Here is a 26,994-nt window from a genome sequence, read left to right as displayed (position 1 = left end):
TGTCTTCATTATGAACGCAATGATTAACGAAGGATAATGATGTCGCCTTTTTGGTAGAATACGCCATATCCGAACAATTCAGCTACTGCGCGCAATGGAATAAACGAACTGCCGTTTTCAAGAACAACAGGTTGGTCCAATTTAATCTTCTCATTCACTTTGCCATTCTCAACAACTTGATCTGAGCCAGCTGTAATTTCTGTTTTCTTGCCATCTTTGGTGATGACAACCGTTCTTGTAGCTTCAACCCAGTCCACTTGAGCATTAATTGCTTGCGCAATAACGCGAACCGGAACTAGCGTACGACCGCTTTCCTGATTGATGAATGGAGCATTCTCAGCTGTGAAAGCAGCGCCATTGACTTTATATCCTTTGTCGCCAACTTTTAGGCTGGAACCATCTTTGTCAACAAGGAACTTTAAGATTTCAAATCCTGCTTCTTTCGTAGCAGCAGCATCTGATTTATCTACAGCTTCTGTTAGTTTGGTTGCCGCAACACTTGCAGCTGCAAATTTCTCTTTGCCCAAGAAAACTTCTTGGCTTGCTAGGAACATCGTGCCTTCAGCCACATAACCGCGAGCGCCTTGCAGGTCGCCAGCTTCTTGTTTAACGAACACTTGGTTAATGTACTCGGATACTTTACCAATCATCGTGCGTTGAAGCGCGTCACCGATTTCGTCTTTTTTGATTTTGCTGGCATCGCCTGAAGCGAATGCATTTTTCACGAAATCTGCGTCAGCCGGGCTGCCACCTTTGAGGTATGTGTACACAGGCATGAAGAGGAAGTAGCCTTCAGTGATCGCAGCTGCTTGGTCAGCAGGCGCTTTGGTAGCGATGCTTTCTCCGTATGTATATGTTGCAAGCGCGTAGTTCTTAATCAGCGTTTTGTCTAGAATTTGACGGTGGAAGTTGAAGTCATTCACATTGTTGTCTTTAATGTCTTTTTGGATCAGTTCAATAGAAGTTTTCAACAATGCTTCCATATTCAAACTATATTTGGCATCGCGTTTCACAACATTCGGTTGCAGTGCACCTTCATAGATTTGAACGACTTTATCAAAAGCAGCAGTTGCTCCAGCAACGTCTCCTTTGGTCACAGCAGGGCGAACTTGGTTGCTCATCAAATCACGAAGCGCGAAGAAGAAATACCATTGTAAACCTTTATCGATCGCTTGTTTCGCTTGAGCAACTTGCAAATCACCTTTAATTGCTGCATCCAGAACAAGCAAGATGTTGGCGTCAATCTTAGGATCATCGGCTTTGATATTCACATCAAGACGTTTTACATCCGTTTGGAATTTATCTACATATAATTTCTTAACATCTGCAAGAACTGTTTTATCTGTGAAAAGCGCTTTAATTTCCTCAAAAGATTTCAATTTCGCTGTGATGGATTGATCTTCTTTGATTTGGAATTTGCTTTCTGCAAAAGCCACGGATGAAACGGTAACAACACTGGATAAAGCGATGGAAGCACTCAAGACTACAGCTAAAAATTTACGCATTGTAAGTTTTCCCCTATTCATTTTTTTTGGTTGACCTAACGGTTAAATCCACTTTCTCTTGCGAGCGAACCAGACCCCTCCACCTAGCAAAATAATCACTCCACCAATGACAGCAACGCTGACCAATGGATTCGTTCTGTCTGTGCGCTGCATAGGTGCATGTGCAGATGCTTCTTTCACAGGCTCAGCCTGTTTCACTGTTGTGCTAGCTGTATCAGCTGGTTTGGCAGTAGCCTCTGCTGTTGCTGCAGGCGTAGGCGAAGCGGCTTCGGATGTCGGTGTTGGACTTGCCGATGCAGACGGCTCGGGTGACTGTGTCTCCACTGCTGCTGCCACATCCGGCGCTTTCGTTTCAGTCGGCTTAGCCTCTTTCTCTACAGCAGGTTGATCTTGCTTTGGAGTAGACTCCGACTTCACTGTTGGCTCCGTCTTAGGCGTCTCTACCGGCGTAGCCGCAGGCGTTGGTACGCTTGTAGCGGCTGGTGAAGTAAACGCTTTATACGGAAATAAAGGCTTCACCTTCCCATAGATCAAATCGACCTTTTCCTTAAATACATCGGACTGTACCGGCTTCTTCCCTACTCCGAACAATCCTGGATTACCGAGTGCCTCGAGCGCAGCGTCAAATGCCTTGTTAATCTCCTCTTTACCAGAACCCACATAAGGCTCCAAGGTATCATAGGTCGCCTTAGCTTTGGCCAGCAATAGCTTAGCTCCAGCGTAATCATCAATTCCTTGGGCTGCATACGTGAATCGACGCTCCAAGTTCATGACAAGCACAGCTTTGAAGTTAGCAATCACTAATTTATTATCTTTGGCCTGGAAATTAGCATCTAGCGTTGTTCCGACTTTTTCACCAAAATGCGCTACGAGCTCAGCTCTCCTCTCCTTGTAGGCACCCTCAGCGGCTCCCCAATCATTCGCTCCGTCGCCAATACTAGTTTGTATCAGTTTAAAAGTTTCAGCGACATCTTCGGTATTGGCATCACCATAAGAGTAGGCCAGCGCGGAAGTCGGCAGAATTAATAATGCCGCTAGAACCAAAGTCAATCCGGCTAGTAGCCAGTGTTTCATATCTTCACCCCTGCTATGAAATTGATTCTCAAGACATTGATAATGATAATCATTGTCCACATAGATGTCAACCATTATTTCACAAGTATTTCACAAGGTTTTTTTCTCGCTTAGCGAACCCATTCATACAAGATGATGTGCCCATAAACGGGATCAAAAATCGCATCTGAGCTAAACTCGGCAATCCGCTTCAGATGCTTCTCCACCGATTTCCCTTGCTGCTCAAAGCCTTGGACGACATGATCCGTTAGAAAAACCCGACGTTCCGAATCAGCACCCGCCAAAGATTGAAAATACCCAAATGTATAGATGCGTTCATGATCATATTCAGCCTGCAAGTACTGAAGAACTCTTGTTTCTTCCCACGTAAACAGGATGAAAGGTTCCCGTAAATGACTTAAATACTCGTTCAGCTGATAGACTGCAGGCTCGTCTCCAGATTGCCTTTTCAACAACTGTGTGCCATAGATTACTTGAATAGCTATCAGAACAGTGAGGGAAGTGTACAGCATCTTAGGCACTATTCTCCATAGACGCTTCTTAGATCTGGATGCCTTCACAGCCTCTGCCGTTCGAATCATATAAACAAATAAGAGAAGTAAGATTGGAACAACGACGGGAACAATATGTCGAGGTTTTTCAATATTTTGACCAATTAGCGCCCATAGGGTGTATACAAGAGCACAGCATATCAACCAGAATACATAATATTTATTCTCTTTCTCTAGCTTCTTGGGAAATGCGAAGAATCTCCGTACGACCAAAGTCATTGCAACGATAACCGCGAGACACGTTCCAATGAGAAAGGAACCGCCAAATAAGGCTGAACCAAGTAAATTGTGCCCTATGAGTTGGAAGAATCGTTCTCCCATCGGCATAGGTGATGAGATCACACCGCCGCCCCACTCAGAGAAATGTCCTTCTACAAAAGCTAGGGATAGCTTCCAGAAGCCAGCTAAGTTCCCTTCGGAGAGCACCAAGCCAGCTACCCAAATCAACTGAAACAGCAGCGCAGCTAGCGCAGATCCACCCAATCGGAGCCATCTTCTCCACCCTTTCGCCCCCTGCCGCCAAAATGAGTGCCAGAGCGGAACTAGCGCCAGCCCGTATGGAAAGAAGGAGAGGCGCGTGCCCATTAGCAAGCTGAACATGAGCAGTGCCAATCCGTGGCGAAGCGTGGAAGCAGGGCGATCCAACGCAAAGCGGATACTCCAAAGAAACCACCACAGTAAGGCGATGCCTGCACATTCCGACATGGGACGTGAGGACATCAGCCAAATGTAGGGGCTGCTTAATACGAGCGCCGGCAGTAAAAGATTCCTGATGCCGCCGCCAGTCAGTCTATGTGCCAGTAAAAACATAGGGATTGCGGAGCATATTGCCATGAAGGTATTGAAAACGGATAATGCTAGAACTGAATCATCCAACCATTGGTTAATAAACCAACCACCCAGAATAAAGTAGGGATATCCTGGAAAATGCGGCTGCATGGCGAGTAAATCATAGCGATGCAGAGCCAGCGTAAAGTCTACTTCGTCCCATGTACGCACGAAGGGGCTGGCGTATAGCAGACTAAGGCAGGTCACCCCCGCTATAACCGCAGCTGCGAAAAGAGCCGATACAATCGTGTTCCGCGTCATATGCTTGTTTCATCTCGATGCATCTGGAGCGTCACTTTGCGCTTTTTTGAGACGGGGCGTCTCATTTCTCGGTAGATCGCCGGAAGCACGGAAGACACATACTGTCTGAATTTAATGAAGGATTGACCTTTGGTCCGAACTTGGTACGATATTGGAATCTCCTCCAACCGGTAGCCCTGCCGAACCAGATTAATCGTGAGCACTTGGGCGTAGTTATAGTCATGGATAATGACGGCATTCTCCATCGCATCGCGTGAGAACCCGCGCATCCCCGATTGGCCGTCGTAAATCCATTTGCGCAGCAAAGCAGCCTGCAGCAATGTAAAGGTATAATTACCTAAGCGGCGATGCAGCTTCATCCCTTGAATGTGGCCTTTGAAGCGTGAGCCAAAGGTATAGTCTGCGCGCCCGATGATAATGGGCTCAAGGACATCCGGGATTTGCTCTGGCGGATATTCATTATCCGCATCGATCATGATGCCAATATCGCCGCCGAGCAGGCAGCATTGCTTCAGCCCCTCGCGAACGGCAGCGCCGAGTCCTTTATTGTGCGGGAACGACACGATATGGTCCGCTCCCGCTGCGCGTGCAACATGGACGGTGAGGTCCTTGGAGCCATCGTCGATCACGAGTACTTCCACCTCATATTGCGGGTGGAAATTTCTCGGAACGCGGGCAATAACCCCGCCGATATTATCTTCTTCATTATGTGCAGGCATGAAAACAATTATTTTCTTCTTATTCATGATGCTTGATAGCCTCCATTAGAATAGGTCCGCGACTATGACTCGGGAACGGTGCTCCCAACAAATAAGCAAGTGTCGGAGCCATGGATACAAGAGAGTGCTTCTCGTCAATGCGGCGGCCTGCTTCGATTGCAGGACCATGCAGGAAGAAAGGTACATAACGCTCACCTTCGTCGAGATGTCCATGTCCGCCAATACCATCTGCCTGCCCGTGATCCGCACAGATAATCAGCGTAGTATTCGCCATCATGCCACGCTCCTCGAGCCAGTGGACGAACTCTTCTATTAGTTGATCTGCTTCGGCAATTTTCTGTGTGTAATCTTCATAGAGAACCCCTCGGCTGTGACCCGTTTGGTCAACCCCAATTAATTGGGCAACGAGTAAGTCGGGATTTTGTTCCGCCATAATCTTCTTTGCTCTTTCGATAATATTGCGATCCGCTACATCGTTATGCATGACAGCCGTCACACTCTCTACATCGTCTCCCATGGAGTCGATTAAATGTGCGATCCCCAGCAATCGCCCTTTTTTCCCCACTTTACGCAATGAATCAAAAATACTCTCAACCCGAATGCCCAATCTCCACACCATGTTGGAGCGAATGCCGTGCTCTCGTGGGTATGTGCCTGTGAACATCGAAGAGAAACACACTACCGTACGCGCTGGATACACCGTCTCCATTTGGGCATATTCAGTGCCTTCTGCTCGCAGTTTCTTCATAAATGGCGCATTGGCTTCCTCAAACCGTTCTTTGCGCATACCATCTACAACGATAACAATGACCTTCTGGTTCAAAGCTTTTCCACCAGCTTGTACAGGACTTGAATCCTTTGTATAGGTAGGAATCTCCGTTGGTTTCCAGTCGAACAAATAGCGGTGAAGAATGAAAGCATAAATCAACAAGCCACCTGCAAAGAGCAGCCCCGTTCCCACATCCGCAGAAGCACCCGCTTCAAACTTACGGTAGAAATGACTCCATACAAACAGCAGCAGCAAAAACTTTGGCATCTGCTCCTGCGCGTTGCCGCTCGTCGAGTCACTATTTTTCAAAACAAGCTTCCAAAATCGGGTGAAATTCCACCATGTTGTGCCAATTCGCAAATGATAGTAAAACGTGCCCCAGAAATAGATCGTAAAGAAGTAAAATAGCCCCAGCGCCAGTACATACAGAGCAAAATCATTTCGTTCCCAAATTAGAAGTGCAGCTATGAGGGGCATCCATAAATAATTGCGTAGAAAGAGAGGAAAATCGAAGCAATAATACAATACAAATAGCGGAAGCGTAACGAGCAGCCCTAAACCGGCCGCACTCCAAAAACTAGGATCAGACCATGTGCCCATATGGTATAGCAGAAAAACGCCGACAACGAAGATAGGTGTAAACGGTTTCCCCTCGTTCAACAGGTTCCAGCAGCGAGCTGCCACAATTTCAAATGACGAAGCTTTTTTCATATTAATCTTCCTTCCGAACTTTGCTATGTGTTAGTGACTTCGTATGACCTGTAACTCGACGAATCCAGATTTTCATTTCTCGCCACTGTAAAGGCATCCGCAATAGCGAATAGCCGCCCAACGAAAAGGCAAATAGAAATTTGAACGTATGTGACAAAAGTGCTGCCCTATAGGCATCTTTTCCACCTATGCCCAGCAGGGCGAGCGATCCGCTCATTGTGCTTTCATAGGTACCAATCCCTCCAGGGGTAATATGAAAAATTTGTCCAGCAATCGTCATGCTATTGGCCCAAACGAGTGCCATGCTCCCCAGCTGTAACCCAATCATTTGGACGACAGCGAAGATAACTCCCGCTTCCAACACCCAACTTAGCGTGATTAACCCTAGGATGACAAGCCCTTTGCCCGAAAGCATTTTCATCTGAAAATAAGCCGAGTGTTTGACCACAAAAGGGAATTTTCGAATCACAGGCAAGTAATGAGCCGTTGCCAGCATCACCGTGCTGCACGCCAGAAGAGTCACCCAAATCCATGATGAAGGTAATCCCATACGGACTATGCCGATTCCCCCAATACCTGCCAATATAAGCATATCGAGCAGACGCATTACCGCAACGGAATGAACTGCTTCCTCCCATGACTTCCCGCCATGTTTCATAAATATGCCTGTACGAACACCATCTCCCACCTTGATCGGAAGTATGTGGTTCACGAGCAAACTGTAGCTTATGGCGTGAAAATAGACCGAGAATTTAACCTCTTGACCTGCGTATATCCGCCAAGCTGCCGTTTTGAAGAGAAAGGAAGCTAGGTAGATGATAAGCATGAAAGCCAGCCACTTAGGTTGATGGAATAGCAGCTCCACATCGCTTAGCCACTCCTTCGAGTCAAACCATTGCCATGTTAAGATTATCGAAAAAACGACCAGAAGGATCGCTATAAAACGAATCACTTGTTTCTTTTTTAACATATTTAGCATGACCTTCTTTGGGATTACACCCACGTGTTATGAGAATGAGAATCATGGTCAGTATAGGGGGTTTAAGCAGTTACGTCAATCTAAGATTTACAGTCGGATAAGAAAAGCGCCTTTGCACTCTGAGAGATGAGCGTCTACATAGCGGTTTTCAGCAATCTAGAGGTCCCAGTTCCCTTTGGGCTTTGCCATGACAGAGAGCGTCGTGTGAAAAGGAACTATGATCCTCTATATGGAAGGAACTGGGGTAAACGTAGCATGAAAGGGAACTGAGATCCGCTATTTAAGCGGGAACTGCTGATTCCACCCGGGAAATGGTGAAATAGCGGATCGTAGTTCCCTCTCGCGTGGAAGATGGCGGTTTTCAGAATGATAGCGCCCTGTAGTTCCCTCAAGCAAAGCTAGAGGATCTGATTCTGCCAATTAGCTTGTTTATACCTCCAAACTAGCACCAATTCGAACAAATAAGTACGTTCACAGCTACCTTGTTCTCGTCTCGTCGCATCTCGTCGAACCACTCCATCGTGCTGAGACTGGCGTCAATCTCCAACATTTAACTTCTGGGCAAGCTTCACTCACCCCAACCACCCACCCCAAAAACATGTCTCTTAGACCTTCGTCGATTGTAAAGATAACCTGTCGATGGTTGACTTGAATTACGTCCTCAGACAAGACCCGTGCTCCACTCTTCCGTTTCTCCGCATGAACATGTCGTGCAGAAACGTCCCTTGCACCGATAGGGCACCACCTTAAGATCGGGGCACCCTTCACAAGAAAAACTTAGCCGCACGCTAAGTCACACAGTCAATGAACCTTGAGGAAAACCCAGCTCCCTAACGAACTCAATACCCTTTATTCGGCCAAAATCGCTCATTCTGAAATTCTAATGAATCCCTGATGCCCTATTCCAAGCAAGTGATCACCATTCTGCCAATAAAATGCCGTGTAGCGCCAACTCCGTTCATTAAATCTCCAAAGTAGCCATTTTTTCGTCAATAAGCATCATACAGTTCATTAGCTGCCCTTTTAGACCGAAACCTCAAAAGCAAAGAGCCTGTGGCGAAGCCAATAAATAAAAGGTAAGCTGCGCTCATACCAAACCCAAAACATATAAAATCTTTGTGTTAAAAAAACCACCCTGCGACGATTAGTCGCAAGATGGCTATTTTAACCAATCTATTAAATGAGCCCTCGCAAATAAGAAACTCTAGCATATCTTATAGCATCACAGCAGGAAAGGAGTGATAGAAAATGGCCCTACTAGTTAATCACTTCTATGGTATTGTTTACCGAAATGCTAATGGAACCACAACCGTTTTTAACGGTCGTGTTGTTTTCCGAGGTCGTACTTTCATTACCATCAGATTTATGAATTTCAGAGGAATAGTTGTTCTTAGAAGACTTTTCCTTATTCAAATCATTAGATTTGTCGCTATTTAAATGACTAACAAGGGAGATCCTGTTCGGGATCTTCCTTACATAGCTTATAACGAATCATAGAAGCAAGTTTAGCAATTTGTTCATCCGATAAAGCGCCTGATGCGATTGAACGCGCCGCGCATGGAACGTACCATGATTTTATTTCTTCCTCTGTTACCCCAGACAACCTGCAATACTCATCCATGAAGACGCGGTAGGCCACTTGCCGCCATTCTTGAAAGAACTTATCGACGGAAGCAGGTGTTTCCGGTGGCAAGACCGCATACTCAATCATTACGCAAACCTCCGCAACATCCGCTGCCGGGTTGCCAACTGCGGCATGCATCCAGTCGATCATAACCGGGCTGCCTTCTCGCAGGATCAAGTTATTGGGATTCGTATCACCGTGACAAAGCTGTCGTTTACCAGGCAAACGGTCAATATAAGCATGGATGGCTGATATTTCGTCATTGGTAAACAATGGAGGGCGGCCAATAATTGCTTTTAAATGGTCTTTTTGATCCGTATCAATGTCGGAGACGTTTGCCTTATGTATGTCATTCAGAACTCTAGCAAATAGTCGAAGTTCGCTGTCTGCTTCACCGAAATCAATTTTCTTGAACGAATATAACCCTTCAAATAATCGATCCAAGAACGTTTCCCCGACTATCTTCTCGAAAATAATGCCGGGACGCCCCTCCCATATGAATTGTTCGAACGGCCGAGCAACTTGCAAGCCGCTCTTCCAAGCAGCGGAACTATTCCGATACTCGAGTTGAACGGCTTCCGAGGACGTGTTCGTATGAAACAGCTTAACCACCTTGTCGTCGCCACCCCACTCATACACTTCGCAACTTGAACCCTTTCCTACACATTTCCCAAGCATCGCCAACCCCCTCGATTTATGTTAAAGTTTCCATAACCTACGGCTATCCCCCAGGTTCATAATGAACATGGACTTCATAGACATTGGACTTTCTTTTCAACTCATCCTCCACCCTTGTTGCAATTTCATGAGCTTCTTGAAACTCTAAATCAGACTGAATGAGCAAAATAACGTCAACCACAGCATTGCTGCCATAATTTCTGGCTCTAATTTCCTTTACATCTTCTACGCCCTCAATACTCATTACGGTATCTTTATACGATTCGATAATTTCTTCATCAAACCCATCAGATAAGTGATGTGATGCCTCCCGAAAAATATCCCATGCCGTTTTACAAATAATAATACCTACTATGATCGCAGTGAGCGGGTCTAGCCAAGGCATATTTAATTGAGCGCCAATTATTCCCACTACTGTTCCAACACTCACCAATGCGTCCGAAAAATTATCTTTGGCGGCCGCCATGACAGATTGGCTATTGATTTTCAGGGCAAGTTTTTTATTGTAACGATAAACAGCATACATGACCATTGCACAAAAAGCACCTGCCCATGCCGATATAAGATCAGGTGCTTGCCCTCTACTTTGAAACATGGAAACAGCAGCCTCGACTAGTACTTGTAGACCAACAGCCATCATGATAAAAGAGGCCACGAGTGAAGCTATTGTCTCAGATTTCCAATGACCGTAAGGATGATCTTGGTCTGCTGGTTTTTGAGCGATCTTCAATCCAATCAATACGGCAATAGATGCTACGATGTCTGTAGCATTATTTAATCCATCGGCCTTTAAGGCTTCTGAACCTGATACATAGCCAATTATTAATTTAATAGATGATAAACAAATATAAGCTATTATGCTAACTATTGCGCCGCGTTCGCCCAATTTCAAATTATCATATCGCATCTGTTGTTCCATTTCTACCTCAGTTCTCCTCTCAACCCCTTCTGTGCTTTCTAATACTACCAGTCACTCTTCATGTGGGTCTAGAGAAACGTTGTTTCATTTGGTTTAAATAATGACCCTGTGTAAAGACAGTTGGCTCTATGAAAACTTGTTGCTCTTAGCTAAACAAATAGTTTTGCCGTGCCGATAGCGCCAACGACCTGTTGCAGTGTATCCATGCCCGCGGTGCCGCAAAGCTGGAAAGCCTGCCCAAAAAGTAACGGCCTGTGACCTGCAGTTCCAGTATGGAACAAGCAGGCTCACAGGCCGAGTACATTTTCATTCATGGTAATGGCCGTATGGCCATGTAAGTTTGGGGTCATCCCCATTTGTATAAAGACTTCTAATTGGATGGAATGATGCGAATATCCCTATCCAGATTGGCAAGCATCATGAAATTACGGTTGAAAGTAAATATGCGTTTTACCTGATAATAGGACATGGTCACGGCCGTAAATGCTTCGCTGAGCGAGAACCGGAGCTCGGGTCTGTCCATAAGCAGTCTACGCGATTCCCCCTCAAATTCGGGACCGCTGGAGATGAGCGCCAGCTTGCCTTTGCTCACTGCTTTATCAATTGCACTCAGAAAATATTCCGCCTTCTGATAGCTGTATTCATTGCGCAGCCATTCGTGAAGTTCAAATATAATCGAGTTGGTCGTCACGTAATTACGTTCAAGATCGTGCAAATCCAGAAACAGGGAACGGGCTTTGATGTAGCGGGGATCTTCTGGGTTCATTAAAGCGGCTAAAGCTGTTTCATCCAGAAAAATGGCATCCTGAATATTCAAGTGGTTATCCATCTATCAACACTCCTTAATCCTCTAGTTTGCAAATGCCATCCAAATACAGAAGCGGGTTGTCTTCCTTTTGGTCGACTGAAATGGGTGTCGATTCGTATGGGGCGCTTGCCAGATATTGGGCAATGATTCCATTTACGATTGCTTGGACGGTCGTATGCTGCCTATCGGCGATTGCTTGCAGCTCAACATAATATTGTGGATTGAGTTCTATAATGCCATCTTCTTGTTCTTCACTTCTTGAAGAGATGAATTCAGAAGCGGTAGACTTTGCTTTTTCGAATTGATTTTGAATGAAGCGTTTGTAATTATTCGACATCGTGATTCACTCCTTATGCATAGCTCTTATAACGATTCGTCGAATTCTGTCGATTTCAGTGGGTAGGTGTGCAACTTATGCAAGCTTTCACCAATTAAATAACTAGTAATCTCAACACATCATCTATTTTTTGGTTGTTGGCCAGGTAACCATGGTTCATCCAAGTCATAAAGTCGACCTCGAAAGCATGACCATTGCGTACGGCAGGAATGGTCTGCCACAACGGATGGGCAATTTGCTGTCTTTCTGAACCCGCCTCTTGTTCATGCCACTTATCGAATGCGTAGAAAATATAATCGGCATCCAACTCTTGCAACCATTTCCAAGTCACGCCCAGTCTACCTGCATCAGAGGTTAACTCCTGCACCATCAGGTGCGGAACAATTCCTAATTCCCCCCATAGAAAGGGCTTCGTGTAGGTCTGATCAACACTAATGCATTCGGCTGATACACGCAGAAAAGCATAAGTCCGGTTATGGATTGCACGGTTTAACAACCCTCTGGCCTTAGATACTTTGGTCTCATATTGCTGGATAGCCAGCTCCGCTTGATCCACCCGCCCCAACCGATTCGCAACTGTTCGCAAGGTCGAGTGCCAGTCATCATCATTATGTGTAATGATCTCAGTCTGCACAAAACGCTTGCATTGCTCGTATTGATTGGTTCGATACTCATAATCACTTTTTCGTGCGATGATCAAATCTGGATTGAATGTCGAAAGCGGTTCAAAGCTATTCTGCAATACATCGAATACTGGAACCGTGTTTAGCTTTAGATATTCTTGCCGTCCCCAGCCTGTATGCGACCATTGTACTATCGGCGTAACGCCCAAAGTGAGTAATAAATCTTCCATAAGCAAGGAGACGATGCGCAGCTTCCCCCGATGATGCTGCCTGTACCTCCCGGGTGCTATGCCCTCCATTTTCTTAAATCGGCGGTTGAAATAAAACTCGTTGTTGAAGCCGACATGCTGGGCAATCTCGTGAATCCGATCCTCTGTCTTGAGCAGCAGCTGCTTAGCATGATCGATCCTCAGCTTATTGATGAATTCAAGGGGAATTTGACCAGTCAGTTCCTTGAATATCCGGGTGTATTGCCACTGATATACGTTCGCATCTGCAGCCAACTGAGAAACAGTCATCTGATCGGTGTAGTGGTCACTTATGTAGTCGATCGAGCTTTTCACAACATCACGCAAATTCGATGCTGGCACCGCTCTTGTATTTTGTTGTAGGACCAAGCGAATCAGTTCCTCGAACCGCACATGGTTGTAAAACCTCATTAATTCATTTTCATCTGAGCTATGCTGCTCAATTGCTTCTAGTAGATCGACACATTGTGAGAAAGGCACGCAAGTTAATGCCCCCGTACATGGGAAAGCCTCCGGCGACTCATCTTGCTGTGCGACTGAGTCCGAGACTCGAAACGCTTTGAACGTGATGAAGTAGTGAGAGAGGATGTTTTCCCGTGTAAAGCTGAGAGCGGCTTGACCTGGCTCCGCAACAATCAGACTTTCCCTGCTCAGCCCGTAGGACTCACTTCCTATCCTTATTTCTGCTGCGCCGTCCATAATTGCGAACAGCATGTACTCACCTTCAAGACCAACATACTTTTCGCTAGAAAATGGGGCCATATGGCGTTTCTGAATACCTGTCATGATATAAATGACCAAAGGATAGCGGCGAGATGCCGTCTCGTTGTTCATCTTACACGCCCCTTTTTCTTATAATGAGAATGATTATCATCATTATAGAGTAAAAAAGAAAGCTCTTCAATCTTGCATGAAAAGCTTCCTTTTTAACTCACAACGTTGTGTTCACTCGACCTTCTATTTCACTAAAAATTTCAACAGGTCGTCAATCTTCATACGATTCGCTGTGATCGCGCCCGATTGCCAATGCGAACGTTCAAGTTGATACACATGACCATTTTTCACAGCTGGAATACTTCTCCAAATCGGGTCGTCAAGCAGGGCAACCGCCTTCTTATTGGCCTCTGAGTCCCACTTCCCGTCAGAAGGGAAAATGATAATATGATCGGCAGTAAATTCCGGTATTTTTTCTTGTGAAATAACTTCATGAGCTTCGATACTCTTGACCCACGGAAATGGCTCCAAACCGAGGTCTTTGTAAATCATGCCCGTGTAGGCGTTATTCTGACCAAACAAACGCAGCTCCGGCTTTCCTCCGACATCAAGACGCACAACCGCAACCGTTTGCCTGCCAATGGCTGCTTCCAGCTTCAATTTGGCATCTGCTTTCTTCAGATCATAGTCTTTCAATACGCTGTCCACTTTCTCAGGAATACCGAGCAGATCGCCAATAGTTCGTAGTGTCGCTGCAGCGTCCACAGTCACCTCGCGGGTCAGCCGATAGGTGGGGGCAATCTTAGAATATAATTCGTACCCAGCTTGATCTATCCCGGCGTTCAAAATAATTAAATCAAGATTTTGCTCAATCAACGGCTCCAAACTGCCGGTAATATCGAACAATGGCACATCTGTAGTCGCCATCCCCAAATAATCCTGCTTGCCCCACGATGGATGATACCATTGCACGATCGGTTTCACACCCAGTGCCAACATGTAATCCTCCAAGTAAATACCCGCCACTCGCTTGGGCTTAATCGGAATTTCTACCTCGCCAAAAGCATCCTTAACTTTTCTTGTCCCACTGTCCGTCTGTTTATTGGCTCCCGCATTCATTGATTTGCTTTGCTTGTCGCCGCAGCCTGCCAAGCTAACCACAATGATCAGGAGAATGACCATCCAACGAATCCTATGTCTATGCCCTTTTGATATCTCTGCCATTCTTTGTGCCAGCTCCCTTAGCCAATCTTATTGTAATGAGATGAACTTTATCGTTAATAATGATAATCGTTATCAGTTCATTCATTGCTCATTATAACCTGTCGATAAGACTGACTCCATACACATTTTCAATCTCATTTTGCACAAACGTAACCAGTCGGGCATGGTTTTTTGTGTAAAAAAGAAACTAAGCTTAGATTTTGTCCATTGAGTGTGGACAATGAATCCTCTATGATGAATACTACTGATAATGATTATCATTACTAATTTGGAGTTATCCCATCTGGAGGAACAAACTTAATGAAAAACTCAATGAAAATCACAATGAAACCAACAAGAAAAGCATTCCTTGCCTTTACCTTTATCGCATTGATAGGAGCTAGCATGACTGCTTGCAGCAATTCTGGAAACTCAAATCAACAAGCGAAAGCGAATCCCGCTCCCCCAACTCAATCAAGCAGCCCTTCCACCTCGAACACAACTTCAGGTGAAAAGGTAGCGACCACACACAAGTATACGGATTACAAGGGCCACCAGGTAGATATCCCCCTTGCTCCACAACGCATTATTTTCTCAGGAGAAACTTTCAGCGATTTGTTAGCCCTGAACGTCAAGGTGATTGGCACCGACATAGCAGCAACGAAGGGAACGGTCTATGAAAAGCAATTAAATGGCATCGAAGATATCGGCTTTCCAATCAATTTTGAGAAATCACTAAATTTGAATCCGGACCTAATCATAGTGGCAAATACGGATGAAAAGGCTTATGAGCAGCTCTCCAAAATCGCACCTACCATCATGTTTGATACTTTTGCTTCCTTGGAAGAACGGATACCTCTGTTAGGCGAAATCATCGGCAAGAAAGCTCAAGCAGATCTATGGATGGCGAACTACAAAGTCAAAATGCAAACCATGATGAAAGAACTTCAAGCAGCTGGAGTGAAACCAGGCGAAACAGCATCTGTCTTCACTTATTACCCGGGAGACCGTTTGTTTGTGATGGCACGTGCAGGACTATCTCAAGTACTCTACCATTCAGGCAACTTTAAGCCTACGCCTCCGATTCAAAGTGTGCTCGATGAAAAAAGTGGTTTCAAACAAATCTCCCTGGAACTTTTACCGGAATTTGCCGGTGATCGAATTTTCATCCTTACCCCTACGGATGAGGAAGCCAAAAGATCAACGGATGCCATGATCAACAGCAGTATTTGGAGAAATTTGGCCGCTGTTAAAGATAACCACGTGTATACACTTCCTATTTTGCAATCAGGAAGCGATGCGATCACAAGGGAATGGTTGTTGCAGGAACTTCCTAAGATGATAAATAAATAGTCGCGTGTTCGATGCGGTTCAAAGAGATTGAATAACTGGGAGCTTCTCAACTTTGTTGAAAAGCTTCTTTAATTTGTATACAATGAAATTCATTGAGAATGTTTTTCAATTAGAAAGTAGGATGATCGATATGGTTCTTCAGAAACAGAATGAGGCTCCCCTTCGCTCCTTGCTATTTCAACTATCCGATGTCGAACGGATTGAACAATCGGTCGGTTGGAACTCTGGGCAACAATCAACCTCCTTCCATACACTTATGGTTTTCAAATATGGCAAGGGAACCTTGCGCCTAAACGAGAATATTTTCCAGGTAGCTCCTGATAAATGTTATTCGATTGCGCCTGGCACTTCATTTCAGATTGAAAATGGCTACGACAACGCAATACGACTCTACCGAATTTCATTCGTGGTCATTCAAATGCGGAATAAACATCCTCATACGTACACGGGGGCCATTTTCCCCGGCCGAGAGGAGATCCTTTCCTTCCCTTTTTCCCGTTTAATTCGACTTGTAGAAAGTCTGCATATGGAGCAAATAAAAGAAGACGACCTCGAGTGGTTTCAGCGACAGCTGCGTTTTCAGGAGTTGATGGGCTTCCTGCTCGAACACAACCTCCATTTCGAACACTCCACAAGTTTGACACAGGCTGTGGAGTACACCATTCAATATTTGCGCAACAATTATATGCATAATATTACGGTCAAGCAGCTTGCTCAATTAGCGAATATCTCGCAATGGAGATATACATCGATCTTCCAGGAATTGACCGGCAAAAAACCTCTTCACTTTTTAACCGAAGTACGTATTAATCATTCCAAACAATTGCTGCTGAACTCCAAGGAGCCTCTGCGGGAAATTGCCAGCCAGGTTGGCTTTACCGATGAATACTACTTCAACCGCCGCTTTCGTCAGATTTCTGGCGTAACTCCCAAGCAATATGCCCGAACCATGAGTCGCAGCACTCGCGTGAGGGACTGGACGGGCCACGAGGTCGAAATTCCGGCACAGCCCAAGCGGATAATTTACTACGGAGAAACATTTGGGGACCTTCTCGCTCTTGGCGTTAAAGCCGTAGGGAGTGGATTTTTATCCGACAAACATGCTTTATTTGAGCAGCTGACCCACAACGTTCAAGATGTAGGCTTCCCCCTCAGTTTGGACAAAACGATGAAGCTAAAGCCGGATTTAATCATTTTTGCGAGCGCCGATGAAAGACAGTACAGTCAAGTCTCAAGAATCGCACCCACTGTCACATTCAACTCCTTCGCGCCACTCACAGAACGGCTGCAAACGCTTGGCAATTGGTTAGGCAGAAAACGCGAAGCAGAACAATGGTTGGAGGACTACCATGTCAAAGCAGCCGCAATGTGGCAGCAGCTTAGGATTTACATAAAGCCGCAGGAAACGGCCTCCGTATTCATCACTGGCCATGGAAAGCGATGGTTCGTCATGGGAACGTCAGGGCTTTCATCCGCACTCTACCACCCCTGCGGATTTCAACCTGTAGATAAAATTTCTGAGGTGTTGAATGCGGGGCAAGGATTTGCTGAAATTTCTCCCGCCAACCTACCTGAGTATGCTGGCGATCGAATATTTATGCTGCTTCCAGCAGAAGGAAATGCCAGACATACCGTGGAAGAAATGCTGAGCACCGCTCTCTGGCGAAGTCTCCCTGCAGTCAAGAACGGACATGTTCATATGGTTGAAGCGGATCAATGGAATTATAGCGATGCTTTGACCAGGGAAAAGCTGCTTGAAATTCTGCCCCAACTACTGAGGCAATCTTCCTAGCTGCCGAACTGTGCCTCATGCAGACGATTGTACAACCCTTTAGCCTCTATGAGTTCCTCATGCCTGCCTTGTTCGATAATCCCTTGTTCGGCTACCACGATAATGCGGTCCGCGTTTTTAATCGTTGCCAACCGGTGGGCAATTACAAGTGTCGTACGTCCTTGCGAAAGTTCTGCAAGTGCGAGTTGAATCGCGGCTTCCGTCGCGGTGTCCAAAGCGGAAGTCGCTTCATCCAAGATGAGGATCGGCGGATTCTTGAGAAACATTCGTGCTATGGAAAGCCGCTGTTTCTGTCCGCCAGAAAGCTTCACTCCCCGTTCTCCAATTAGTGTATCCAGTCCCTCTGGCAACGACAGTATCAGTTCCTCTAGCTGTGCTCTCTGTGCGGCCTGCCAAATTTCCGATTCGGAAGCCTTCAGCTTGCCGTAAGCGATATTTTCACGGATCGTACCATCGAATAGAAACACATCCTGCTGTACAATACCGATATGAGAACGCAGCGATTCCAACGTCATTTGGCGAATATCGATGCCGTCAATCGTAATAGAGCCTTCATCTATATCATAAAAACGAGGCAGCAGCGAGCACAGTGTCGTCTTTCCTGCACCAGAAGGTCCGACGAGCGCGACCGTTTCCCCAGCGTGAATAGACAAGTTGATTCCTTGTAGAATCTTTTGCTTATTTTCATAGCCGAAGACAACGCCGCTGTAGCGAATCTCCCCTACGACATGCTTCACATTACGAGCATCCGGCGCATCATTTACATCAGGTGCGGTTTCCAATAGCTCGAGGTACCTTTTGAATCCGGCAATTCCTTTGGGATACGTTTCAATGACAGAATTAATTTGCTGAATAGGGCTGAGAAACACGTTGGATAGCATAAGGAAGGCAATAAACTCTCCATAGGTCATGCGATTCTGAATAACAAACCATGTCCCACAAACGAGCACAAACAACGAAATGCCTTTCATTAAAATAAAACTGAGCGACGAATTCAATGCCATAATTCGATAGGCTACAAGCTTCGTAAGACGAAAACGATTATTGTTGTCAGCGAAGCGGTCGATTTCGTATTTTTCATTCGCGAATGCTTGAACGACACGGATTCCGCTAACATTGTTTTCAACCCGCGCGTTGTAGTCTGCAATATCAGCGAACATGCGCTTAAAGGCAGCGGACATCTTGCCGCTAAAATATAAGGACAAATAGATCATGAGCGGGACAATGATGAATGTCATGACCGCAAGCTGCCAGTTGATGCTCAGCATAATACCGAAAGCGCCAGCAAGCGTCATGATCGCGATAAATAAATCCTCTGGTCCATGGTGGGCTATTTCCCCGATATCCATCAAATCGTTCGTCATTCGGGATACCAAATGACCCGTTTTGTTATTGTCGAAATAACGAAATGACAACTTCTGAACCCGGTCGAAAAGTTTCTTCCGCATATCTGACTCTATGTTGATACCCAGCATATGCCCCCAGTACGTAACGACATAATGCAAAGCGGCACTGACAATATAAATACCAAGCAAGCCAAGACAAGCTATCAATATCCACTTCCAGTTGCCGCTAGGGAGCAGATCGTCAATGACCCGGTTCACAGCCAGAGGAAACGCTAATTCCAGAAAAGCAGCCAAAATCGCACAAGAGAAATCCAGAATAAACAGATTTCTATGCGGACGGTAATAAGCAAAAAAACGACGAAGCATCGATATCCTCCTAGTCCAATGTTATTTTATTGAGATTGATTCTCAATTATATTCGGGTTTATTATAGATAATTTAACGGACTAGGGCAATGGACATTTCAAACCATTTTCTTGTACTTATTCCATCATTTTCGCGTAAGGGGATTATTCCAAACGGATATCCAAGCACAAAAGGCCTAGCCCACGGCCTGCGGCTAGGTTCTCTACCATTGTACACTGGGAGACATGAAAGCAAGTTAAATGTACTTATTGCTGCGATTCGAACATATTAAACCATTCCTCGTTGTTCCAAAGTATAGGCAATCTCCATGAATTTTTATGGATAATATCTAGCACATAGTAAGCTGTATTTTTATCTCGCTCATTGAATTTACCTAACGTTTATCTTTCGACTTCAAAATATATAACTCCATTATCAGTATCTAAGTAGAACTTGCCAACATAGTTCGATGACTTTATGAAGTTATTAAATTCATCGCTAAACGACCAACTATAAGGTTTGGTTCCAATGTACTTTGAATCCATTGTAGGCTTCCAATCTGAAGCTACATGCGTCCACTTGTACTTGGACAGAAACAATCTAAATTCTGTGTTCCGTAACTCGACATAGCCCATTAACCTATAATTTGTTGGTCCGATCCCCCCTTGTTTTCCTATTGTTTCTGCTGACCAAACACATTTTTGGATTTCACCTAGTTTTGGGAATCTATCCATAATTGGCTTTATGTCTGTCTTGATACTCTGCTGACTAGTATCTTTATTTTCACATCCCCAAAGCGCCACGGAAACCAAAACGGGGAACAACAAGATATAAATAATTAATCTTCTCAATACATGGCTACCTCCCTGAAGATATAACATTGGTTGTAGAGTTTATTTGTTCTGACTTCCATGTAACAGTCCTATTCAAATTACCATAAGTGAAATTATGCACAGAGCGAGAAACTGCCATTGATAACCAACATGTAAATAAATGATTACAGCATAGAGTAAAGAACCAATAATCAAGGTTCTATTGATTGTTCAAACTTCTACACAACAGTCTTGCAATCCGGTTCCAAGCCGACGATCCTTTCAGAAATAGGGGCTATCAGTTAAAGCCCCGCTGATTGTTTCAAATGCTTTATATAACGGGAACGGATTAGGAGAAAGTACAGGAATTGTGCGGTAAGGAAAACGATGCAGACCGTAACGGCCGAACGAATGACCGGCGAATGGAGCAGGTTATGCAGAGCGTAGAGCGCAACCGAGCTGTGGATGAGTGCGACCGCGAGCGGTACGAAAAACAACAGCGCTATCTGAAGATTCGCCACCTTCTCAAGCTCCTTGTCGGTCAACCCGATCTTCCTTATGGAACGGTACTTCATCTTGTCATCGTTCAGGTCGGTAAACAGCCGGAAATATAGAAAGCTTCCCGATACAACAAAAAATAAGCAACTGACAAACAACCCGACGAAAAGCATCAGATTATAGGTGCGCTTCATCTGTTCCTCCAAATAGGCAGGAGATGCGAACCAAAAACCGGAGGTTTGTGCATATCCTAGCTGCCCAGCGATGGCCTCCCCCGTGTCCGCCGTTGAATCGGCGCTGTCCGTATTGTAAACGGTTAAAAGCTGCTCATTATTCGGATTGCCAAAGGAGTCAAGCATCCGATCCTGAACGATCAACAGCGGTTCATCGATAATGGGAGGCGTGACCGCCTTTCCGACGGTTTGTTTCATGCTGAGTGTGAGGGATGTTCCCTTTACTGACCACTCGCGTTCCGGAAACGGCCGGTTTTTCATGGTCCAGATGGCTGCGGCTTCATTTTCCTGCAACGACAGTACCGGGTAATCCAAGGCTTGGGCAAGCTTGGTATACTCGGACAGGCGGATGAAGTTCAGTGATTGTCCATGTATCGAATCGAAGTTCGCTACATGGACGGACAATTTATCATAACGAATTCCCCGTTCTTTGAGCACTTGTTCGATTATTTTCGTTTGATCAGCTGCTTGCCCGACATCGCCGGTGGTCTGGATGTAATTATAGGCGAACGGGTACGCTTCCGAGATTTGTTTGTGGATTGTTTCCAGAAATCCCATAAAGCCGCCCAAGGCGCAAATGGCGACTGTCGAAACGATCGTCACGAGAAAGAACAGCCGGGCGTTGTCCTTCATGCGGTAAGCCATGTCGGAAAAAACGAGCACATTCGTTTTTCGCAAAAAGACAGAGCGGTTGTTTCTTAAAGTGCGAATCACAAACACGCTCAACTGTGTATACAAAAAGTAAGTGCCGATGATGACTATGACCGTGACCGGCAAAAGAGCGAAAACGACCGTGGCGCCTTTAACCAGGAACGAAATGATGTATCCGGCTAGAAGAAGGCAGAACGCTGTAATTGTAAGAAAAACGGATGATTTAGGCTCAGGCTTTGGTTTGGCGCCGCCTTTCAGCAGATCGATCGGCTTGCTGGCTCGTACGAATGCGGCAGTGAACGCGGAGATGACGAGAAACAACAGCACGAATGCGGACAGAGTGAGTAGAATTGCCTTGCCTGGCATGTAGTATGGCAGCGGGCTCATCTGCATCACATCGGCTCCGATCATCATGAATAGTTTGGCGAACAGCATGCCGGCGGCAAGACCTGTCACAATGGAAGCGAAACCGATCACCATGCTTTCGATAAAGACTATCCGTCGCAGCTGATTGTAGGTCATACCGTGCATGATGAGCACGCCGAATTCCCGTTTGCGGGATTTCAGGAAGGCACTGACAGAATAGAATACGAAGAAGATGGAGAACACATACACGATATATTCCGCAACTGTCATTGCCTGAACCGCCGACCAATTGAAACCGGAATTTTTAATTGCAGGGTGAAAAATAAAAACAGCATAAATGAAAAAGATCATCACCGAAAACGTGCTGCTCAGAAAAAAAGCGGCATACGTTCGTTTGTTCCGGCTAACATTGCGGAAGGCAAATTGTCGCAACGTCATTTATTGACCCTCCCGACCCATTACCGTAATGGTCATCATGGACAGCCGGGAACTCCTCTTAATTGACTCGAAGCGGCGAAAGCTCATCTGCATTCCCTCCCATTAGCGAAAGCATATCGATAATCTGTTGGAAGAAGGCCTGCCGGTTGTTCCCCCGGTAAAATTCATTATAGAGCCGACCGTCCTTGATGAATACGACCCGGTGGCAGTAGCTAGCTGCGAGAGCGTCATGGGTGACCAGCAGCATGGTCGTATGATCGGTTTGGTTGATGGCCTCCATCGTTTCCATTACATCACGTGAGGATTTGGAATCGAGATTTCCCGTCGGCTCATCGGCCAGCAGCAGCGAAGGGGAATGAATAATGGCCCTTGCAATGGTGGCTCTCTGCCGTTGCCCTCCCGACACTTCATAGGTTCGATTATTCAGAATTTGGGTGATGCCCAGTTTTTCCGCCACCAGATGAAGTTTGGCATCCATCTCTTTCAGGCTTTTCCCATCCAGCGTAAGAGGGAGAATGATATTTTCCCCTATGGTCAGCGTATCTAGCAAATTAAAATCCTGAAAGACAAAGCCCAGCTTCCGTCTGCGGAACAGGGCCAGATCGTCTTTGGATAACAAATGGGGGTTTTCCCCATTAATCAACACTTCCCCGGAGGTAGGTGTGTCGATTGTGGATACTACATTCAGCAGCGTTGTTTTGCCGCTGCCTGAAGGACCCATAATACCGACAAACTCACCTTTCTCGACAACCAGGTTCATGTCGCTCATCGCCCTATACGCGATGCTGCCATTATAAACTTTTCCCAGATTGCGTACGATTAACATATCCATATCAAGCATTCTTCCTTTCATATGGTCGGAATTTCGAATTTCCAAGGCTCTCTCGCATAATCATAACCGATCCTGGTTCGCTATCCCATCGATTATTCTTAATCAAATCTTACAATGCTGTAATAAAAAAACAAAGCATGTTCATGGAGCTTGAACATGCGCGATTCCCATCCATATACGTACTACTGTTCCTTGTCCCTGCTCAGATTCAAGCTCGACGCGATGATCAAGGCGCGAGGCGATCTCCCGAACCAGGTAGAGCCCCATGCCGGTGGATTCGCCGAACCGTCTTCCGTTTTCCCCTGTAAAATACGCGTCGAACACCCGCTTGATATCCTGTTTCGGGATTCCGGCGCCGTTGTCCCGAATCTCAAGAGCGGCTCGCTGTCCGCGCACAACAGAGGTAATCATGACACGGCTGCTTGCGCCGGCCGAATACCTTACCGCATTGGTGATTAATTGGCCGAGTGCGAAGGCAAGCCACTTGTCATCGGACATGACCATCAATCGGTCATCCACCTGGATTTCCGGGAAGACCTTATTGCGGATAAATAAATTTTTGTGTTCAGCCGCCACTTTACCGACCAACTGACGAAGATGCACCGGCTCCGCCACGAAATCCTGCTCGAACGCATCCAATCGCGAGGTATACAGCACCGTGTCTAGCCCCTTCTTCAGCTTGTCTATTTCCTCTCGCATGCTGTCAAAGAAGGGGTCGGTTTCTTTCTGAACCGCAAGGTGCATAACAGATAGCGGAGTTTTCATCTGATGCACCCACTGATTGATAAAGGTGATGTGATCGTTTAGCTTCTTGCGGTGTTGCCCAATATCGTTCTGATAAAGACGATACTTCTCTTGGAGCAGATGCCCAAGTGCATCCGCGAGCGGTGCGTTCCCGACAAATTCGGCCGATTCGTCAATTGACAGAAGAGGACGAGTCAGTCTCCGATAAAATCGAAAATGGCGGATATAACGGTATATCAAGTAAAAAGCGAACAAGGCCGTATTTACCATGCAGATGTACACAAGATCGAAGGTATTTCGGAAACCGGATAAACGGCACATATAAACAGTCAGCAGAAGCTGTCCGGCATACATGAATACTAACGGCACATGCTCTCTCCAAAACAGCCTCATGACTCCTCCCTCCAGAAAGGCCGCAGTTTATACCCGGCTCCCCGCACGGTTTCCAACGCTTCTTCAATGCCGAGCTCGGCTAATTTTTTGCGGATGCGCGTGATATTGACATTAAGCGTGTTGTCGTCAACTAACTGTTGACCGTCCCACAGCTTGTCCAGAAGCCAATCGCGGCTGACCACCTTGGAGCTGCTTTCCATCAGTGTTTCCATCAGCAAGGATTCTTTATGACTGAGATCTACGCTTTTGCCGGATAAGGTCAGCTCAAGCCTTTCGGGATACAACACGAGTCCTGCGCATTCCACGGTCCGTTCCCTCTTGCCCAGGGCGTATGAGCCGTAAGCGCGGCGAAGTTGGCTCTTGATCTTGGCCATTACCACTTCATAATCGAAGGGCTTGGCGATATAATCGTCCGCCCCGTTCTCCAGCGCCATGACCTGCTCCATCTTGCCGTCGCGGGCGGAGATAAACAGAATCGGGCAGGTGGAGACCGTTCGAATTTGCCTGCACCAGTAATAGCCGTCGTAACGGGGCAAATTGACATCCAGCAGCACAAGATCCGGACGGATGCCCTGGAACACCTCCATAACTCGGTCGAACTCCTGGACTGCTTCAGCCAGGTACCCATATTTCTCCATATATGATTGAAGCAGCTGCGCCAGCTTAAGATCGTCCTCCACAATCAGGATACTAAACATAGGACTTGGCTCCTTTCTGATTTTCAAAAAACCAGTATGCCTTCGCCAAAGAGCGATTGGAACTTACTGTGTTTCTATGGTTTGAATAGGTTGGATTAGGTTCCGCTGCAATCTATTATAACCTTAAGCGGCTCTCTTTCAAGCTGAAAATAAACCGTTTACGGGTCCTCCAATACCGCAAGATCGAATTACAAAATTGTAAGGTAGATGTAAGGCAAATCGATAGCTTAGGCCAATCTGGCAGGATAAGATTGGAACGAACGAAAATAGAATTTTTTTAAAAGGAGAATCGAGATGAGGCTGTTTGAACTGTTGCTTTTTTTGTCAAACATCGGATTGTTTACATTAACAGTCCTATTAAAAAAAGAACGGCGTAGAATTCCTGTATTCGTTGCAAGCGGGATCGCCACACTTTTACTGGTCATTCATTGGACGGTGGAAGGATATAGAGTTCAGCTATTTTTCCCATATTGCATAACGATCATTTTTTTAGCCATTTCAGGTTATAGCTATTTTAAAAAAACCGGCCCCAAAAAATTCCCGCGATTCATGTTGGGTTCAGCTTATACCGCTATAGCGATAATGCTGGTCGTAACAGCGGGTCTCATGTATGCTTTTCCTGTATTTAAACTACCTGAACCGGCAGGCGAATTTAAGGTAGGAACGCAAACTTTTCATTTCGTGGATACGAATAGGGAAGAGATTTTCGACAAAGCCAGAGATGGTAAGAGAGAATTGATGGTTCAGGTCTGGTATCCGGCTCAAGCTAGCACCGGCAAGTACGCTCCCTTTATTCACGATACCCAAATTTTACCTTATATGGCCGCGAACTATGGCCTTCCCGGGTTTACTTTTGGGCACCTGAAGTACGTATCCAGTCATACTTATTCGGGGGTCGAAGTCTCTTCGGCACAGACGTCCTACCCGCTGATCCTTGCGAATCCCGGCTTCGGCTCTTCCAGGTTCCTCCACACGTCGCAAGCCGAAAATCTCGCCAGTCACGGATATATCGTGGCAGTGATCGACCACACCTACAATACATTTGCAACCGAGTTTCCAGACGGTCGAATCACGACCATCTCAACCAACGACTTATTCTCACCCGACCATGATTACCGGACGGAAAGCGGAAATCGCGACAAGTTGGGAAAAGTTTTAACCGACGATGTGGCGTTTGCGCTGGACCAATTCGAACTCATCCAATCGGGGCAGATTCCAAGTCATCTAAAAGGGAGGATGGATCTCGGTCATGTCGGGGTGTTCGGTCATTCCATCGGCGGAGCGACGTCCTATGACGCTTCTTACGATCCGCGAATCGCAGTTGGAGTAGACTTAGATGGAGGGCTTTATCGACTGCGTGACAGAGAGGGTCTGCGAAAGCCGTTTTTGTTCATGAACTCGGAAAGCGAATTCGAAAGATTAAAGAAGGTGATGGATAACCACGCCTACACCGAGGAAGAGCTTAAACGTATGGGCAACACAAGAGAGTGGATGGATCAAGTAACGGAAGACAAAAAGTTAGAGCTTGAACGGATGCGCGAAACGGTTGCTTCAGGGGGGCAATTCCTCTATATCGAGAATTCGGAGCATTTGAATTTTACCGACGTACAGTTCATTTCTCCGATCTTCAAAATGCTGGGCATTACAGGAAAGATTGCGCCGGAAAGAGCGAACTCCGTTATCAATGCCTATATGTTGGATTTCTTCGATATGTATCTGAAAAATCAAGGCGGAATCTTAATGAAAGGACCGGATAGCCGCTTTCCGGAGGTGAAGTTCGTAACTTCGCTATTATAAATGACGGAACAGGCTACCGATAGTGATATGCTCCCCTTTAAGTAGACAGGTTTAATTAATAAACCGCTGCTTGAAGGGGGCAAGCCGTTGATCCCGCTCTAGGGCGCGGTTTTTGCCAACGTCCTATGTGTCCACGATTTGTCGG

The 26,994-nt window shown here is 45.9% G+C and carries 21 protein-coding genes and 1 pseudogene; 3 read left to right on the top strand and 19 right to left on the bottom strand.

Annotated features, from left to right (window positions below; translation table 11 throughout):
• Positions 1-23: 23 nt before the first annotated feature.
• The 13 genes and pseudogenes from LOZ80_RS05790 to LOZ80_RS05730 form a co-directional block, all read right to left on the bottom strand.
• A complete protein-coding gene (locus LOZ80_RS05790) occupies positions 24-1,505 on the bottom strand; it encodes a copper amine oxidase N-terminal domain-containing protein (RefSeq protein ID WP_238170536.1) in 1,482 nt (493 codons plus the stop codon).
• 42 nt (positions 1,506-1,547) lie between these two features.
• Positions 1,548-2,579, bottom strand: coding sequence for a hypothetical protein (locus tag LOZ80_RS05785; RefSeq protein ID WP_238170535.1), 1,032 nt, complete (start codon positions 2,577-2,579; stop codon positions 1,548-1,550).
• Positions 2,580-2,689: 110 nt separating this feature from the next.
• Positions 2,690-4,219: a hypothetical protein gene (locus LOZ80_RS05780; RefSeq protein ID WP_238170534.1), complete on the bottom strand. Its 1,530-nt coding sequence runs from the start codon at positions 4,217-4,219 to the stop codon at positions 2,690-2,692.
• Positions 4,216-4,965 carry a glycosyltransferase family 2 protein gene (locus LOZ80_RS05775; RefSeq protein WP_238170533.1) on the bottom strand — a complete coding sequence of 250 codons (750 nt, stop codon included), beginning with the start codon at positions 4,963-4,965 and terminating at the stop codon, positions 4,216-4,218. The genes LOZ80_RS05780 and LOZ80_RS05775 overlap by 4 nt, the downstream gene beginning before the upstream one ends.
• Positions 4,958-6,418, bottom strand: coding sequence for an alkaline phosphatase family protein (locus LOZ80_RS05770; RefSeq protein WP_238170532.1), 1,461 nt, complete (start codon positions 6,416-6,418; stop codon positions 4,958-4,960). The genes LOZ80_RS05775 and LOZ80_RS05770 overlap by 8 nt, the downstream gene beginning before the upstream one ends.
• A gap of 1 nt (position 6,419) precedes the next feature.
• Complete coding sequence (locus tag LOZ80_RS05765; RefSeq protein WP_238170531.1) at positions 6,420-7,388, bottom strand: lysylphosphatidylglycerol synthase transmembrane domain-containing protein; 969 nt, start codon at positions 7,386-7,388, stop codon at positions 6,420-6,422.
• A gap of 600 nt (positions 7,389-7,988) precedes the next feature.
• Positions 7,989-8,172 (bottom strand): annotated as a pseudogene (locus LOZ80_RS39415) (transposase zinc-binding domain-containing protein); the annotation flags it as partial.
• 666 nt (positions 8,173-8,838) lie between these two features.
• On the bottom strand, positions 8,839-9,699 hold the full coding sequence (locus tag LOZ80_RS05755; protein WP_238170530.1) for a phosphotransferase family protein: 861 nt from the start codon (positions 9,697-9,699) through the stop codon (positions 8,839-8,841).
• 43 nt (positions 9,700-9,742) lie between these two features.
• Entirely contained in the window at positions 9,743-10,618 is an 876-nt protein-coding gene (locus LOZ80_RS05750; protein WP_238170529.1) for a cation diffusion facilitator family transporter, read from the bottom strand.
• Positions 10,619-10,988: 370 nt separating this feature from the next.
• On the bottom strand, positions 10,989-11,447 hold the full coding sequence (locus tag LOZ80_RS05745; RefSeq protein WP_238170528.1) for a type II toxin-antitoxin system VapC family toxin: 459 nt from the start codon (positions 11,445-11,447) through the stop codon (positions 10,989-10,991).
• 13 nt (positions 11,448-11,460) lie between these two features.
• Positions 11,461-11,763, bottom strand: a complete 303-nt coding sequence (locus tag LOZ80_RS05740) for a hypothetical protein (protein ID WP_238170527.1) — start codon at positions 11,761-11,763, stop codon at positions 11,461-11,463.
• 94 nt (positions 11,764-11,857) lie between these two features.
• Positions 11,858-13,468, bottom strand: coding sequence for an AraC family transcriptional regulator (locus LOZ80_RS05735; protein WP_238170526.1), 1,611 nt, complete (start codon positions 13,466-13,468; stop codon positions 11,858-11,860).
• Between the two features lie 123 nt (positions 13,469-13,591).
• Positions 13,592-14,572, bottom strand: coding sequence for an ABC transporter substrate-binding protein (locus LOZ80_RS05730; RefSeq protein WP_238170525.1), 981 nt, complete (start codon positions 14,570-14,572; stop codon positions 13,592-13,594).
• Between the two features lie 300 nt (positions 14,573-14,872).
• Here LOZ80_RS05730 and LOZ80_RS05725 point away from each other — a divergent pair, with 300 nt between their 5' ends.
• A complete protein-coding gene (locus LOZ80_RS05725; RefSeq protein WP_238170524.1) occupies positions 14,873-15,904 on the top strand; it encodes an ABC transporter substrate-binding protein in 1,032 nt (343 codons plus the stop codon).
• Positions 15,905-16,034: 130 nt separating this feature from the next.
• The gene (locus tag LOZ80_RS05720; protein WP_238170523.1) at positions 16,035-17,696 is read left to right on the top strand and encodes an AraC family transcriptional regulator; all 1,662 of its coding nucleotides are present in this window, start codon (positions 16,035-16,037) and stop codon (positions 17,694-17,696) included.
• Here LOZ80_RS05720 and LOZ80_RS05715 read toward each other — a convergent pair.
• The 6 genes from LOZ80_RS05715 to LOZ80_RS05690 all read right to left on the bottom strand — a co-directional run bounded on the left by LOZ80_RS05715 (position 17,693) and on the right by LOZ80_RS05690 (position 25,052).
• Positions 17,693-19,408, bottom strand: coding sequence for an ABC transporter ATP-binding protein (locus tag LOZ80_RS05715; RefSeq protein ID WP_238170522.1), 1,716 nt, complete (start codon positions 19,406-19,408; stop codon positions 17,693-17,695). The two genes, LOZ80_RS05720 and LOZ80_RS05715, sit on opposite strands and share 4 nt — an antisense overlap.
• A gap of 380 nt (positions 19,409-19,788) precedes the next feature.
• The gene (locus tag LOZ80_RS05710; protein ID WP_238170521.1) at positions 19,789-20,238 is read right to left on the bottom strand and encodes a hypothetical protein; all 450 of its coding nucleotides are present in this window, start codon (positions 20,236-20,238) and stop codon (positions 19,789-19,791) included.
• 263 nt (positions 20,239-20,501) lie between these two features.
• Entirely contained in the window at positions 20,502-22,385 is a 1,884-nt protein-coding gene (locus LOZ80_RS05705; RefSeq protein WP_238170520.1) for an FtsX-like permease family protein, read from the bottom strand.
• A 58-nt stretch (positions 22,386-22,443) separates the two neighbouring features.
• Positions 22,444-23,217 carry an ABC transporter ATP-binding protein gene (locus tag LOZ80_RS05700; RefSeq protein WP_238170519.1) on the bottom strand — a complete coding sequence of 258 codons (774 nt, stop codon included), beginning with the start codon at positions 23,215-23,217 and terminating at the stop codon, positions 22,444-22,446.
• 141 nt (positions 23,218-23,358) lie between these two features.
• Entirely contained in the window at positions 23,359-24,354 is a 996-nt protein-coding gene (locus LOZ80_RS05695) for a sensor histidine kinase (RefSeq protein ID WP_238170518.1), read from the bottom strand.
• Complete coding sequence (locus LOZ80_RS05690) at positions 24,351-25,052, bottom strand: response regulator transcription factor (RefSeq protein WP_238170517.1); 702 nt, start codon at positions 25,050-25,052, stop codon at positions 24,351-24,353. Before LOZ80_RS05690 ends, LOZ80_RS05695 begins: the two co-directional genes overlap by 4 nt.
• 294 nt (positions 25,053-25,346) lie before the next feature.
• Between LOZ80_RS05690 and LOZ80_RS05685 the strand changes: the two genes are divergently transcribed.
• Entirely contained in the window at positions 25,347-26,849 is a 1,503-nt protein-coding gene (locus LOZ80_RS05685; RefSeq protein ID WP_238170516.1) for an alpha/beta hydrolase family protein, read from the top strand.
• Positions 26,850-26,994 lie beyond the last annotated feature (145 nt).

Origin of the sequence: Paenibacillus sp. HWE-109 (genome assembly GCF_022163125.1) — a bacterium.
In the GTDB taxonomy this organism is placed as follows: domain Bacteria; phylum Bacillota; class Bacilli; order Paenibacillales; family NBRC-103111; genus Paenibacillus_E.
The sequence above is the reverse complement of the archived record's forward strand: the minus strand, read 5'-3'. Positions and strand labels throughout refer to the sequence as shown.

What these genes read in the sequence shown, in the direction of transcription:
- LOZ80_RS05765 (WP_238170531.1), bottom strand. Translation starts at nt 7,388, where the DNA reads ATGTTAAAAAAGAAACAAGTGATTCGTTTTATAGCGATCCTTCTGGTC.
- LOZ80_RS05720 (WP_238170523.1), top strand. Translation starts at nt 16,035, where the DNA reads ATGGTTCTTCAGAAACAGAATGAGGCTCCCCTTCGCTCCTTGCTATTT.
- LOZ80_RS05695 (WP_238170518.1), bottom strand. Translation starts at nt 24,354, where the DNA reads ATGAGGCTGTTTTGGAGAGAGCATGTGCCGTTAGTATTCATGTATGCC.
- LOZ80_RS05755 (WP_238170530.1), bottom strand. Translation starts at nt 9,699, where the DNA reads ATGCTTGGGAAATGTGTAGGAAAGGGTTCAAGTTGCGAAGTGTATGAG.
- LOZ80_RS05770 (WP_238170532.1), bottom strand. Translation starts at nt 6,418, where the DNA reads ATGAAAAAAGCTTCGTCATTTGAAATTGTGGCAGCTCGCTGCTGGAAC.
- LOZ80_RS05740 (WP_238170527.1), bottom strand. Translation starts at nt 11,763, where the DNA reads ATGTCGAATAATTACAAACGCTTCATTCAAAATCAATTCGAAAAAGCA.
- LOZ80_RS05785 (WP_238170535.1), bottom strand. Translation starts at nt 2,579, where the DNA reads ATGAAACACTGGCTACTAGCCGGATTGACTTTGGTTCTAGCGGCATTA.
- LOZ80_RS05685 (WP_238170516.1), top strand. Translation starts at nt 25,347, where the DNA reads ATGAGGCTGTTTGAACTGTTGCTTTTTTTGTCAAACATCGGATTGTTT.
- LOZ80_RS05735 (WP_238170526.1), bottom strand. Translation starts at nt 13,468, where the DNA reads ATGAACAACGAGACGGCATCTCGCCGCTATCCTTTGGTCATTTATATC.
- LOZ80_RS05705 (WP_238170520.1), bottom strand. Translation starts at nt 22,385, where the DNA reads ATGACGTTGCGACAATTTGCCTTCCGCAATGTTAGCCGGAACAAACGA.
- LOZ80_RS05690 (WP_238170517.1), bottom strand. Translation starts at nt 25,052, where the DNA reads ATGTTTAGTATCCTGATTGTGGAGGACGATCTTAAGCTGGCGCAGCTG.
- LOZ80_RS05790 (WP_238170536.1), bottom strand. Translation starts at nt 1,505, where the DNA reads ATGCGTAAATTTTTAGCTGTAGTCTTGAGTGCTTCCATCGCTTTATCC.
- LOZ80_RS05780 (WP_238170534.1), bottom strand. Translation starts at nt 4,219, where the DNA reads ATGACGCGGAACACGATTGTATCGGCTCTTTTCGCAGCTGCGGTTATA.
- LOZ80_RS05715 (WP_238170522.1), bottom strand. Translation starts at nt 19,408, where the DNA reads ATGCTTCGTCGTTTTTTTGCTTATTACCGTCCGCATAGAAATCTGTTT.
- LOZ80_RS05750 (WP_238170529.1), bottom strand. Translation starts at nt 10,618, where the DNA reads ATGGAACAACAGATGCGATATGATAATTTGAAATTGGGCGAACGCGGC.
- LOZ80_RS05775 (WP_238170533.1), bottom strand. Translation starts at nt 4,965, where the DNA reads ATGAATAAGAAGAAAATAATTGTTTTCATGCCTGCACATAATGAAGAA.
- LOZ80_RS05725 (WP_238170524.1), top strand. Translation starts at nt 14,873, where the DNA reads ATGAAAAACTCAATGAAAATCACAATGAAACCAACAAGAAAAGCATTC.
- LOZ80_RS05730 (WP_238170525.1), bottom strand. Translation starts at nt 14,572, where the DNA reads ATGGCAGAGATATCAAAAGGGCATAGACATAGGATTCGTTGGATGGTC.
- LOZ80_RS05745 (WP_238170528.1), bottom strand. Translation starts at nt 11,447, where the DNA reads ATGGATAACCACTTGAATATTCAGGATGCCATTTTTCTGGATGAAACA.
- LOZ80_RS05700 (WP_238170519.1), bottom strand. Translation starts at nt 23,217, where the DNA reads ATGGATATGTTAATCGTACGCAATCTGGGAAAAGTTTATAATGGCAGC.